At 37.5% G+C, this 13,789-nt stretch carries 9 protein-coding genes; 5 read left to right on the top strand and 4 right to left on the bottom strand.

Annotation, left to right across the window (positions count from 1 at the left end; translation table 11 throughout):
- A partial coding sequence (locus tag HDF25_RS15165; RefSeq protein WP_184626200.1) for a DUF6266 family protein occupies positions 1-643 on the bottom strand: 643 nt, incomplete at its 3' end.
- A 653-nt stretch (positions 644-1,296) separates the two neighbouring features.
- On the opposite strand from HDF25_RS15165, the gene HDF25_RS15170 reads away from it, so the two are divergent.
- On the top strand, positions 1,297-4,752 hold the full coding sequence (locus HDF25_RS15170; protein WP_184626202.1) for a hypothetical protein: 3,456 nt from the start codon (positions 1,297-1,299) through the stop codon (positions 4,750-4,752).
- 26 nt (positions 4,753-4,778) lie between these two features.
- The gene (locus tag HDF25_RS15175) at positions 4,779-8,258 is read left to right on the top strand and encodes a DUF6443 domain-containing protein (RefSeq protein ID WP_184626204.1); all 3,480 of its coding nucleotides are present in this window, start codon (positions 4,779-4,781) and stop codon (positions 8,256-8,258) included.
- 72 nt (positions 8,259-8,330) lie between these two features.
- On the opposite strand, the gene HDF25_RS15180 is transcribed toward HDF25_RS15175, so the two are convergent.
- The 3 genes from HDF25_RS15180 to HDF25_RS15190 all read right to left on the bottom strand — a co-directional run bounded on the left by HDF25_RS15180 (position 8,331) and on the right by HDF25_RS15190 (position 11,056).
- Positions 8,331-9,026 (bottom strand): imm11 family protein, encoded by a 696-nt coding sequence (locus tag HDF25_RS15180; RefSeq protein WP_184626206.1) that lies wholly within the window; start codon positions 9,024-9,026, stop codon positions 8,331-8,333.
- Positions 9,027-9,400: 374 nt separating this feature from the next.
- Positions 9,401-10,048 carry an HAD family hydrolase gene (locus HDF25_RS15185; RefSeq protein WP_184626208.1) on the bottom strand — a complete coding sequence of 216 codons (648 nt, stop codon included), beginning with the start codon at positions 10,046-10,048 and terminating at the stop codon, positions 9,401-9,403.
- Positions 10,049-10,273: 225 nt separating this feature from the next.
- On the bottom strand, positions 10,274-11,056 hold the full coding sequence (locus HDF25_RS15190) for an AraC family transcriptional regulator (RefSeq protein ID WP_260409381.1): 783 nt from the start codon (positions 11,054-11,056) through the stop codon (positions 10,274-10,276).
- 95 nt (positions 11,057-11,151) lie between these two features.
- Between HDF25_RS15190 and HDF25_RS15195 the strand changes: the two genes are divergently transcribed.
- The 3 genes from HDF25_RS15195 to HDF25_RS15205 are packed head-to-tail and all read left to right on the top strand — an operon-like array spanning position 11,152 to position 13,788.
- The gene (locus HDF25_RS15195; protein WP_184626213.1) at positions 11,152-11,385 is read left to right on the top strand and encodes a hypothetical protein; all 234 of its coding nucleotides are present in this window, start codon (positions 11,152-11,154) and stop codon (positions 11,383-11,385) included.
- A gap of 11 nt (positions 11,386-11,396) precedes the next feature.
- Positions 11,397-12,731, top strand: a complete 1,335-nt coding sequence (locus tag HDF25_RS15200; protein ID WP_184626215.1) for a TolC family protein — start codon at positions 11,397-11,399, stop codon at positions 12,729-12,731.
- Positions 12,732-12,741: 10 nt separating this feature from the next.
- The gene (locus HDF25_RS15205) at positions 12,742-13,788 is read left to right on the top strand and encodes an HlyD family secretion protein (RefSeq protein ID WP_184626217.1); all 1,047 of its coding nucleotides are present in this window, start codon (positions 12,742-12,744) and stop codon (positions 13,786-13,788) included.
- Position 13,789 lies beyond the last annotated feature (1 nt).

Consider the following 13,789-nt stretch of genomic DNA (forward strand, 5'->3'; position numbering starts at 1 on the left):
CTGTCTGCCAGGTAATCTGGCCAGTATAAATACTGTTGGAAATACTTTTGTGATTTTCGGAAATGAAAGAAATGTAGGTCTCGGCAATTAAGGGGATCCTAGTTCTGGGCATTGACAAATAGCCTGTTCCTTCGACTCTTTTAGCCGCATAAAGCTCATGTATGGCAATTCGTTTTTCTGGTATATAAGCCAACAACATCACCTGATCACTATCCTTTATTCCATGGGCCACAAATTTAGCATCCCAACTAAATAAAAGGCTACCTTCTGTTGCTTTTACCCTGGTCATCGGGGTTTCCGGCATTTTGCCCTTGCTCAATAAAACTTTGGTAAAATCAATATGTTGCGAAGGATATGTACCGGTAATTGCATTTAACCTGGTATATGATGTAGCCACAGCATAATAGCTTTTAGAAATTTGCTTTGCTTCCAAATCGAATCCAATTTTGATAAATTCTTTAACAGGTTTCAGAAAAGCCGAAGTCAATGCCGTTGCCTGCCAAATAGATAACACTGGAACGGTGGGGGCATCTGTACGAATACCAATTGCTCTTTTCACAATTTTTCCATACAGACTATAAGTTACCGTATTGCCAATTTTACCTGTAAATCCTCCATTTAAACCTTTTTTAAGTATAGCCATAATTGCATGTTTTACATAAACTACCTCAATTTTCTATTAAAGATATAAAATTATTAACAACAGACAATCATAACCAAATTTAGTTTCTAAACTATATTTAAGTGGGTTTGAACTGGGATTGAAGTGGGGTTGAACTGGGTTAAGGCACTTCAACCCTACTTCAACCTCACTTCAACCCCAGCTCAATATAAAACAGAAACCGACTAGAACCACAACTGTCCTACATCTTCTTACAATAGAAAAACTTTCATAATTCAAAACAAAAAAGTCGTCCTGACACATCTAAACACAGATCAAAAGGACATACATTTAACAAACAAATAACATTACCTTAACTACACAAACACATAATTAAGATTTCATATTATAAATTTACAGACATTATAACATCCAATCTTATCAACTTATTGTGAGAAATCTATCAGACATACCATAGTGTAAAAAACACCTTGAACTTTTATTCATTACATAAAGCAGAACAGAGATATTTTGTCCTGAAAGACAATAATGTCTATAAAATGAATAAAATCTCACTAAAAAGTTAAAGTAATTGACCTCTATATCTGACAGAATTAAAAATCAGAAGGTATGAAGAGTTAGTGGCAACATAATCTCTAGAAAACCTATTAATCCCCCAAACAACTATAATATCAATGAAAGGAAAATTTCTTTTTTGTATTTTTTCTTTTTGCGTAAACTGTGTTTTTGCCCAAGAAGAGTATTCCAAAATAAACCAAGTCACACCTCCCTCACCAACAGCTGCATCTCTTGGGGCATATGGAAACTATCCATTAAGTGATTTCCGTGGCGTTCCAAATATAAATATCCCTTTGGCTGAAATCAGTCTAAAGAATACAAAACTACCTATTTCATTAAGTTATGACCCTTCTGGGATTAAAACAGACCAGATTGCCGGTTGGGTAGGTTTAGGTTGGTCACTCAATTGTGGAGGAGTAATTACTAGATCCGTAGTTGATATAGCTGACGATTTTAATGGGCTTGCGAATGTAGGGCGCCAGACAGGTATGTTGTATAATAATTACTATAAGCCGGGTCTTGTCAATTCAAATGGAGCTAGACAGCCCGGATTAGATCTTGCTGTAACCCCACCATATCAGATCACTCAGAACTTAATGTTCATGAGACAGCAGAAAATGGACACCGAGCCTGATGTTTTTTATTTTAATTTTAATGGTCAATCAGGGAAGTTCGTTATTAGACCAGTTACCAATTCGGACCCATCAGGTCATCAGATAGCCTTCTCTCCCTACAAGGATATCAAAGTACAATATAACATGGAAACTGCCGCAGGTAATCCTGACATGTCAGGCTCCATAAGTCAATTCATTTTAACAGACGAAAAGGGTGACCGATACTATTTTGATGTTACTGAAAAACAATTCAGTAACACATGGAGTGGAATTGTTGACTATGTAGCCGGAATAGCTACCTGTAATGGAGCAGGAAGCAGCAATAGCCAGTCTCCTTTTTACAATTCGTCCTGGTACTTGTCCAAAATTGTTACTTCTTTAGGAGAAACGGTCAATTTCACTTATGCAGATGAGCAATACACCTATAATTCTGTTGGTAATATCTCTGCAACCAACTCTCCAATAAACCTTTCTGATACCGATGGGTGCAAAATTGGCCCTAGCGATTTTAATAATGGATATGCCGAAGATCAAACAACAACAACGGTACAAGGAAAGAGACTTTCTGCTATCGAGGGAGACGACTTTAAGATTACCTTTTTAGCTAATGCACAAAGAAAAGATATACCAGGTATGTCTGCACTTACCAATATTAAAGTTTTCTCAAAAACTGGTGGAGTTCTTACTCCTGTTAAAGGATTTGATTTCAGTTATCACTACATGGCAGACCTCAGTAAGCCACAAAAAAAATTCGATCAGGTTTTCATGGCAACTGGCGATTCAAGGCAGCATTTATTCCTCGATACAATACAGAATAAGGATAACGCAAATAATATTATATCGAATTATCAATTCGTTTATAATGAAGCTTTAACATTGCCCGACCGTTTTTCTTACCAAAAGGACTTTTGGGGATATTTTAACAACAACAACTGCAACTCCCCAATTGCCAAACTCTACATCTATCCAAATGCAAGTACACCAGACGGTGGCCCTATTCAATCTAACTACAGTATATTTCCACAAAATAACTGGGGAACTCAGTTATCATTACCAGGAGCCAACAGAAATTCAAACTCTGCGGCAATTTTAACCGGAACCTTAACTAAAATCATATTCCCAACCGGCGGTTACACTCAGTTTAATCTTGAGCCACATACATTTAATTTTAATGGACAAAATATTACAGGTGGTGGTTTGCGTTTACAACAATCAATCTCATATGATGGCATTGATCACGCTCATGATAATATAAAAAGCTATAGTTATCTAAACTCAGCAGATCACACAAACTCAAGTGGAGTTATATTTAATATGCCAATTTTCGCTTATTATGAAGCACTTACCAATACCAATTTGGAGACGAATCTTTTTTATAGTAAGAATACTATTCGTTCCGATGTTTCGCATAGTCCTTTAAGTGGATTTGATGGATATAGTATTGGTTATCGTGAAATCACTGAAACACTATCAGACGGTAGTAAGACATTGCGAAGATACAGTACACCAGGAGCATTTGGCATTTTGGGCGATTATGCTATTAATGGTTGTACAATAGAACAATCTGGTTTTTGTGACGGTTTCTTTAATGCAGTCCCTTCAATCACAATGCCCTGGGTTGTAGACAACGGAACAACTCAGGGACAGGTACTTGATGGCCAAATCAGTGATGAGACACCAAACATCTACCCTTTTGCACCTAATACAAACTATGATTGGAACCGGGGTTTATTATTAACGGAAACCGCATTTAACAACGGTGGAGTTAAACAAAAACAAATAGATTACAATTATCAGTTATTTACACCAAAGAATAGCGGTCCTGTTTTCGTTAGAGGGCTAAAAAAAGGGAGATTAAAGAACTATAATTTTTTCCATCAAAGAACAAATGGTTCTTCTTTGACCTGCGATTTGGTTAGGTATGATATTGTTGCTGAGTACCAAACAATCACTCAAGTAGCCAAAGTTCCCCTTAATGAAGTGATTTCAGAGTATGATGCAAGTGGAAATGTATTAACCAACACTAAAACATACACCTATAATTTCAATAGTCTGAAGTCATCAAAAGTAGAGACGGATAACAGTGATGGGATGCACAGTATATTTAATATGACCTATGTGAATGATCTGGATCTGACTCAAGCATCTATACAACCAGATTATGCAGGATATAAAAACCTATCTGACAATAATATCAACGCCCTTGTCGAAAGCTTTGTACAGCAGAAAAAACCAGATAACAGCTTGAGTACAATTGCTGGTACCTTAGTCACCTATAAACCAAACCTTCCGCTACCTGGTGCATCTTATGTACTTCGCACCAGTACCCCTTTAGATAGCTTCAACCCTATCTCTGTATCAACCGCAGGAATTACTAAAGATGCTCATTATGATTTGGACCAGTCCCTGGATCAATATGATACTAAAGGAAATCTACTTCAGTTAACGAATAATTCAGTTTCAACCAAATGTTACCTGTGGGGATTTAACAAGCAATATCCTATTGCCCAGGTTACCAACGCCACCAGTAATAATATTTTCTACACAGGCTTTGAAGAAGGCGATGGAAATACATCCCCGGAAGATTGCAAAACCGGACATTTAAGTTACTCGGGTAATTATAATAAAACACTAGCAGGAGTTGACAATGGTGCCTATAAACTAACTTATTGGCAAAAAACAGCAGGTAACTGGTCTTTACAGGTACTTGATGTAAATGTTACAGGCAATAGTTATTCCATAGCGCTAAGCGGCCAGATAGATGACGTAAGATTCTATCCCACCTATTCGCAAATGACAACCTACACTTATGATCCACTTGTTGGAGTAACAAGTAGTACTGATCCTAAAAACCAAATTACCTATTATGAATATGATAGTCTGCAGCGATTGATGAATATAAGAGATAAGGACAAAAACATCATCAAACACAATACTTATCATTATCAGGGACATTAAACATCAATTCATAAGACCAACATCACATGATCGTTTATAAAATATTCAGAACAAGGTTAGCGCGTTTATTTATCTCTTTAATTCTTTTACTTTCGCCTTGTTTCACACAGGCGCAGACCGAAGTAAAATCCCCGTTGATTGGTTCACCGACTGCAGGATCATACTACAGTTATAACAGTATTATTTTGAATCCTGATTTCAGTTTCATCGCTACTGATGGCAACAGCTTGGATCTATACATTGCTGATCCAGACTGCCAACCGCTAACCATGGCATTAAGTGCTAACCAAAACTACATTTACTCATCAACTCCACGGATAGCTGGTTATAACCCTGCGGCAAATACTTACTCTACATGTGATCTGATGCAAACTGTCCAATATATAGACGGACTGGGGCGCCCCCTGCAAACCATACAGGTTAAAGGCACAACTTTGGGTAAAGATATGGTTCAGCCTTTTGTATATGACGCACTCGGCAGGGAAGCACAAAAGTACCTCCCCTATGCTGCACAGGGCACTGCAGATGGTAGTTATAAAAGTACCGGCCTAACTGATCAGGGAGTATTCTACAGCACCCCACCAGTAGGTGTATCTTCGATTTCCCTCCCATCTGCAAGTACCATTTTTGAGGCTTCACCATTAAGCCGGCCATTGGAACAAGGTGCTCCCGGTCAGTCCTGGCAATTGTCAACGAGTAATTTACCAGGTAGTGGGCATACTGTAAAAACAGTATATGAAAATAATGTTGCCGGTGAGGTGATTCTTTGGACTGCAAATACAACGGGCACAGGGGCAACAGGAAATACAAATTACGATGCAAATCAATTATATAAAAAAACGACTGCAGATGAGAATGGAAATAAGGCCATCGAATATAAAGATAAAAAGGGGCGTATAATCTGCAAAAAACTGCAGTCTGATGCCACAACTTTTCTTATTACCTACTATGTATATAATGCTCTGAACAATTTGTCCTATGTAATTCCTCCAATACCTACGAGCACAACTTACCCAACCAGTTTTACCGAAACCGATGCAGTGTTTACTAATTTTGTCTACGGTTATCATTATGATGATCGGAACAGACTGTCCCAGAAGAAAATACCTGGTAAAGACTGGGAGTTTATGGTATACGATAAGATAGACAAATTAGTTGCTAGCCAGGATGGTAACCAGCGGTTGAATAATCAATGGATGATCACTAAATATGATGCTTTAGGCAGAGCGGTGATGACTGGTAGCTGGAGCAACGGCAATACGGCCATCAGCCCTCAAAGCTTAACAGCCTTGGTTTACGCTCAAAATATCAACTGGGAAAATAAAGATAATACACAGGGTTACGGCTATAGCATGACCAATACATATCCTCATACCATGGATAATGTGCTGACGGTAAATTATTATGATAATTATAGTACTCCCTATACCAGCCCTTATACTTATTCGGTAAACAGTCAGATCAGCCCCGCTATGCCAGCAGCAGCAAGTACCATGACTACGGGCCTGTTAACAATGAGTTTGACTGCGGTGTTGAACGGGGTCAATAACAATACGAATCCGGGTAATATGCTGGGTACGGTTTATTATTATGATGATCTGGGGAGGGATATCCAAAGTTATGAAATGCATTACCTGGGAGGCAAATCTATTAACGCAGGTAACTATGACCAGATCAGTCATAGTTATAATTTCACCAATGATATTACTCAGACTGTAAGAATCCATCATAATGCGACCAATTCAGCTTCTCCTGCTGTGATTACCATAGCGAATAGTTATGTCTATGACCATATGGGTAGGAAGCGCCAGACATTTGAACAGATCAATGGAGACAATAATGTTTTACTGAGCCAGAATGATTATAATGAAATTGGCCAGAAGTTGAATAAACATTTGCATTCCGTAGATAATGGAGCAAGTTTTTTACAAAATATTAGTTATGCTTATAATGAGCGGGGTTGGTTGAGTACTCTAAATACTGATGGGAACCTACTTAACTTCAGTTTGAATTATAACAACTCTGGCACAGGTATCACTCCCCAATGGAACGGGAATATCAGTCAGATGGGCTATAATGTAAATAAAGGGACAAATACAGGCGCTCATCAGTTCATTTATAATTATGATGGTTTAAACCGCCTAACGCAGGCTCAATCTACGGGTAGTTTACTAGATGAAAGTCTGAGCTATGACAGAATGGGTAATATCAGCAACTTAACCAGAGGAGGAACAAGTGCGGTCAGCCTTGCTTATACCTATACTGATGCGAATGGGAACTACAGTAACCGGTTACAAAAGGTCACAAACAACAATGTAGCCTTTAGAAGTTATGGATACGATGCGAATGGGAATGCGACTTCGGATGGTGGTACTCAAACGATTAATTATAATCTATTGAACTTGCCGCAAAGTGTTTTGCAAGGTGGAACGACCAAAGCGACTTATATCTATAATGCAGCAGGAAATAAGTTAAAGAACACCGGAAGTGATGGTAGCTGGGATTATGTGAATGGTATCGTTTACCAGAATGGGGTGATCTCTTTTATTCAGACTGAAGAAGGCAGGGCAAATTACAATGTGCAGAATAGTACTTACAATTATGAATATAACCTGAAAGACCATTTAGGAAATACGAGGGTATCATTTGATAAAGACCCATCAGCGGGCACAGCGCGAATCATCCAGGAAGATGAATATTATTCCTTTGGGCTAAGAAAGATAGGAGGTTATGATTTTGCTAACAATAATCGTTATCTCTATAATGGAAAGGAATTACAGACAGATTTAGCTAACCAATACGATTATGGGTCAAGATTCTATGACCCATTAATTGGGCGTTTTAGCATGATAGATCCATATTCAGAGTTCTTCCCATGGATGACCAATTATCAATACGCGTCAAATGGGCCTTCAAGTAAAATTGATTTAGATGGACTGGAGGGTATTTTCTTTTTTGAGGAGACAGCTATTACTCCTGAAGCAGTACCATTTGGGGACCCCGTTGCTAATCTTGCAAAAGCAGGCGGAGAACTTAATGGAGCGCCAATTTCTGAATCAGTAACAAAATTTGAATGGCATCATCTCATACCACAGGTCCTCAGAGGGACTATTGATTTAGTCAAAGAAGCAATAAGAGAAGGTTTTGGTTTTGACAAAGAGGAAAACCTCTCTCTGCAAGAAAAATTCGGCAAAGCTACTGGGAAGGGTGTCCATGGTAATCATCCAAAGTATACCGAGGCAATTAAAGGACAACTTAAAGAAAGTGCGAAAAACAATCCTGGCTCTTCAGCATTAGATATTGTAAGAGGGGTAGCCAATAACGCTCGACAGACGATTATTAATAACCCAGGTGTTAAAATAAATGATCTATTTAATCTGTACTTTTTGGTTCCTTCTAAAACTAGAATACCTAACGTGATCCCAGGAAAGGTATTTAGTGGGCCTATACCATCTGATCCAGAACCAGCCCCTAAAGAAAAACCTAAACCAGAACCTCAATCATGATTTTAATATAATTATGACTATAATCAATGATAAATTTCTTTAATTCGCACCTAATGAAATCTAGCGTGCGAATTAAAGAAATATTTTACTTGTGACTTGAATATCACAACCAGTAATTTCATTTTCGACCAAAGCATCTCTTAAAGTCTGGCTGATATAAAAATTAATATCAAATCTACCTATTTCAAAAAGGTCTAATCCTTTATCAAACTTTGAATTGAGATAAATCTCTTTTGAACCAATAGAACGATAAGGAAGTTTTTTTACAAAAGAATCATCTTGCAACTCTTTAGCCTTACCAAGGAAGTCCTCCTTTGAGGTTAAGGTAATGGGCTTCGGATCAGCATTGGAATATCCAGAAGTTACAAAGTTGGACTTGGGATAATCTACAAAATCTGTATAATCCGAAATTATATGTACGAAAAAGTAACCATCTAGCTCAGTTTTTTTGTGTAATACTTTTGCTGGGTAAAACCGGTGTGGTGGAAGTACAGACTTATCAAATAATGCTTTTAATTTTTCGCTTATAATAAAACCTGATGATATACCAGAGCTTATAATGTCAGTGGGTTTAGCTCTTCCATGAAGTATTAAGCTATCCATATTCGGAGTAAAATCAGGAAAACCGCCGCTTTTTGCTGCAATATAATAGGAATAAAAAGAGTCAGGTTTGTCATCATCATATCCAGGCTTCCATTTTTGGATCTGTGGATAAACAGGACCGGTTTCTTTTGTGGCACAGGACTCTTTGAAAATATAGTATTGCATAAATTAGATCTATCGTTTTGTTACTATGGTCAATATCATAATAAGGGTTATTTAAAACCCTTATTATGATGCTAATTTAGTAAATATTCTTTACCTAAACAGCTAAGATTTTATAACTCTTAACCATTGAAAAAAGATAAGAATGAAATCTCCGTATATGCCAAAAGCAGGAACAGCAACAGCCAAGAGCGGAGCCGTTCCGCAGGCCATAAATGCGGGACGGCCAGTTTGCGGGCATTAATATTAATATTAATAGATAATCCTTATACAAGCTTATAGTCAGTTGTCGATCTCGATAATTTTTGATAATTATGGCGACGCTGCCAGAAAAAGATCTATATTTCCTATTTTCAACCTATTGTTGCAATCACGTTTTACACATACAGTTTTTCAATTAGGTCTTTTAGCTCATGAAAAGTATTAATAATATAAGTTGAGTTTTCTGTTTTCTTTATGCCTGGCCTAAGAATTTGAACCGTTGTCATTCCCAGAGCGTTTCCCGCTTTAATTTCTGATTCAGGATTATCCCCTATGATCCACATCTGAGTAGCCTCTATTTCATGACGATTAGCGATGTCCGCAAAGATATTTTGTTTACCCAACCTGTTTTCCTGATAAGGGTCATCGATTATAATTTCATCAAAATCTCCATCTTTAAATATGGAATTAATTTTTGCTTGTTGCAATTTCGTAATGCCAGTTGTTACTAAAAACCGTTTGCACATGATTTCTTTAACAACTTGATAATCATCAAAGGGTACTAGAGTGAGTTGGTAATCTGTATTAAGTAAAGCCCCCCTTCCTGCCGTAATCATTGAATCGGTGAATCCAAAATTTGAAGCTACAATATCAAAAGGCATCCGCCAAAGATCATCGAAGGCTTGTTCTAGCAAATTTGGAGGGACTACTCCTTGATTGGCGTATTTTATTGCATCGAAAACAGGCTTAAATGTTGAACTGGGTATTGATCGTGTAGGGATGATGGTGTCGTCCAAATCATAAATTAGCGCAAGGTTTTTCATTAGATTATATTTTCTGCTAAAATAGCTTTTCGAACTAGCTTTTTAAATTACCCCAACTTCTTCTTTAGATAATAAACATCTGACCTCTAATCACACTACTAGGTGTAATGATGAGGTTCAAAGGGATAGGAAAAGAGATTGGTTAGATTTATTTATATCTGGGCATGCTTATCGAGCATTCTCTACCCCAGATGAATCAAATTCTAAAACTGCTTTAAATACCATTTAAACCCTTGACATTGTCTTAAATTCGGTAGGTCTCATATTCGTCAATTGGTGAAAATTATTACTGAATGCAGATATATTCGAATATCCAATCTCATAGGCGATTTCGGTCATATTCAGGTCACTGTCTTTAATCAATTCCATAGCCCGAATAATCCTCAACATCTTTACATACTGAATAAAGGTGATGTGAAGTTTTGTCTGAAATAATCTTGTCAAACTTCTTACGCTCATGCCCCATTGTTTGGCCGTACCTTCTAAGGTAAGGTTTTCATTCAGTAGAGTCCGAAGCTGACCAACAATAGCCTGGAGCCGCTGATCGTTAGTAGTAGGAAGTTGAATCGAAAACTTTTTAAGGTTTTCTTTAGGTAGCACGTTTCTCAGTGTTGTTAAAAACTCAAATTCCCAAGATCCTTTGAAATAATCACCGTGCCATTTTTCGCTAAAAGACAGCATTTCAGATAAGAGCTTACTCACCGGATAAATGCCCAGTTCATTATAAAATTCGCCAGAAGTTTCTCCCGGAAAATAAACGTTTATGATATACAGATCCTGCGTGTTGAACATCAGGTTGTGTGGATAATTTTTAGGTATCCAGATATAATGATTGGACGGAATATAGAAATCCTTTTCATCTGTTTGCAGATAAGCAATCCCTCCAAAAACCAATAGTAACTGAGTTTTATGATGTTGATGTGAAGGCAAACGTTGTTCGGTTTGCTGTCGCACCACCAAGATAGAGTCAGGATTCTGGTCAACACTATTTACAAGTTGCTTAAGCATATCCATATGGCCGAATATAACAAATATTAGGCCGATTATATAAAAGGATGTTTCACCAGCATGAATAATTTTGCTATGTAAATAATAGAGTCATTATGAAACAGAAAATCACAAACCCAAATAAAGGCGTTGAGCTTGTGGCACAAGAGAAACCTTGTGATCATGTAGAATCCCATTCAGCAGAAGAAATGGAGGCACTTAATCTCTTCTGGCTTGCCTATTCTTATCCTTTCATGCCCATGATCGATTTAACCATTGTCTTCAGTGAATTAAGAAAGATGATAAAAAAATGGTTCTTAAATAAAAGAGAACGTACAAATCATTTATAAAAAGAAAATCCATGAAACGATATAAATCAATCCCAATTTTGGGAGTTATACTGCTATTATTCGCACAATCTCTCCATGCCCAGGATGTAGAAACTACCCAGACATGGAGTTTGGAAGAAATATGGAAAATCGCCGAATCGAATAATCGCCAACTAAAACTATCGGATTTAAATCTTCAGCAAAGTAATTTAGAAGTACTTGAAGCCAAAGACCGTCTGCTTCCAGAAATTTCAATAGGTGGAGACGTAAAACTCAATACTAAATTTCTCATTTATAATACTGGATTATTCTCATCTCCGCAAGATATACCTGTAAAAGGCTATGGCTACGGAGTCGGATACAACTTAAACTTTAACCTCTTCAACGGTGGTAAAGAGAGAAGAAATATCAAGATGAAGCAGGAAGAAGAGACACGCAGGCAGTACGAAGTCGATCTGCAACTGCACAGCGTAAAATACAATCTTGCTATTGCTTACTTTGATCTGTATAAATATCTGCACTTCCGTGATTTTCTTGCTGCAGAAATTGCTGCTGAGAAAAAACAGCTATCACTCATTGAAAGCTTACACAAAAACGGTATTGTGCTGAAGAGTGATGTGCTGAGAACCTCGGTGAAATTGTCACAGTTGGAATTAAGCCTGTCAGCTATTGAAAAGAAAATCGACGTTACCACACAACGCCTCAATATTCTGATGGGGCGTGATACCAAAGAGGAATTAAAGATCAATTATCGGAGTGGTCTTAAAATGGATGCTATCACGGATTCTGATTACGCCGATTACATAGCTATTGCACTCCACCAATCTCCCGCATATAAGATGGTCAACAGCGACATCAGATTGAGCAAGATGAATATCAAGCAAATTAAGGCTACACTTTTACCTAAAATTTCCTTGTACTCCAATTACAATTATACCTATCCGCAGATCTCATTTTATCCTTACTCGAATGATTTATGGGGATTTGGGCAAACAGGAATCAAGGTGCAATTTTCTATTGATAATTTATATAAAAGTAAACATTCCATAGCACGGGCTCAACTCATCACTAATCAGGCACAAGAAAAAGCCAACATTAAAAATGATGAAATTTCAATTCAGGTAAAAGAAGCTTATTTACAACAGCAACAGGCTTTGGAAAGTGTAGAAACGGTAGAAAAAAATATCATTAAAACTGCCGAAACTGTTCGAGTCATCAGAAACAGTTATCTCAATCAAGAATCACTTTTGATCGATCTTTTGGAAGCAGAAAATGCTTTGTTGGAGGCAAAATTTAACCTAACAACCGCACAAACAAATTTAAAACTCAGTCATATCCAGCTACTGGCAATCGTAGGAATTCTTTAATGCAAAAATTATGAACAAAAACAGAGCAGATAAAATAATCGTAACCCTAACCAAATGGTTTGGCATCGCCTTATTTACAGTAATCATCATTTGGGGAGCAATATATTTCCTGAAAGGATACCGCTATGAACAAACCAATGATGCACAGATAGATGCGTATTTATCACCTGTAAATGCAAAGGTAGGTGGCTATATCCGCAAAATTTATTATAAAGACAATCAGCAGGTTCAAAAAGGAGATACACTTGCTGTTATTGAGCTTGACGAGTACGGACTGAAAAGAAATGCCGCATCAGCAGAACTGATGAGTTCGCATACCAAATTTCCTATTTTGGCTGCTAACGAAGAAACACAAATCAAAAGCATCGAAGTCATAAAAGCACAACTCTCAGGTGCAAAAGCGAGACTGAACCAGCAGCAAAGAGAATTCGACCGTTATAAAAATCTGCTAGCTGATGAATCTACCACACAACAAAAATTCGAGAACGTCAGTATGTCTTTGTCTATCACGCAATCTGATTATGATCAGACAAAAGCCTCCCTACAGGTCGCCGAATCCAAACTAAATGATATTAGCGCACAGCGTAATGCGATAGAGGCAGAAATAAAGATCAAGGAAGCTTTACTTGAACGGCAGGAACTAGACATTAAATATACCGTAATCACTGCACCTTTTGACGGACAGATCGGTAAAAAGACCATTCAGGAAGGGCAATTAATACAGCCGGGGCAAACGTTGGCATTTTTGGTGAACAAAGCCGAAGAAAAATGGGCGATGGCGAACTTCAAGGAAACACAGATCAGCCATTTCAAGATAGGGCAACGCGTATCAATAGAAGTAGATGCTTTTCCAAACGAAAAATTCAGCGGAGTCATCGAATCGCTTTCTCCAACCACAGGTTCCCGTTATTCATTGTTACCGCCAGATAACGCCACTGGTAATTTTGTTAAAATTATTCAACGTATTCCCGTACGAATCAAACTTACTGATACACCTGAAAAATTAGTTAAGCTCTCAGCTGGAATGAATGCCAATGTTTACGTTTTAAAAGATTAAT

Source organism: Pedobacter cryoconitis (genome assembly GCF_014207135.1).
Classification (GTDB): Bacteria; Bacteroidota; Bacteroidia; order Sphingobacteriales; family Sphingobacteriaceae; genus Pedobacter; species Pedobacter cryoconitis_D.

Bases quoted from the DNA above. Each gene is read 5' to 3' on its own strand.
- HDF25_RS15200 (WP_184626215.1), top strand. From the start codon at position 11,397: ATGAAACGATATAAATCAATCCCAATTTTGGGAGTTATACTGCTATTA.
- HDF25_RS15180 (WP_184626206.1), bottom strand. From the start codon at position 9,026: ATGCAATACTATATTTTCAAAGAGTCCTGTGCCACAAAAGAAACCGGT.
- HDF25_RS15175 (WP_184626204.1), top strand. From the start codon at position 4,779: ATGATCGTTTATAAAATATTCAGAACAAGGTTAGCGCGTTTATTTATC.
- HDF25_RS15185 (WP_184626208.1), bottom strand. From the start codon at position 10,048: ATGAAAAACCTTGCGCTAATTTATGATTTGGACGACACCATCATCCCT.
- HDF25_RS15195 (WP_184626213.1), top strand. From the start codon at position 11,152: ATGAAACAGAAAATCACAAACCCAAATAAAGGCGTTGAGCTTGTGGCA.
- HDF25_RS15205 (WP_184626217.1), top strand. From the start codon at position 12,742: ATGAACAAAAACAGAGCAGATAAAATAATCGTAACCCTAACCAAATGG.
- HDF25_RS15190 (WP_260409381.1), bottom strand. From the start codon at position 11,056: ATGCTTAAGCAACTTGTAAATAGTGTTGACCAGAATCCTGACTCTATC.
- HDF25_RS15170 (WP_184626202.1), top strand. From the start codon at position 1,297: ATGAAAGGAAAATTTCTTTTTTGTATTTTTTCTTTTTGCGTAAACTGT.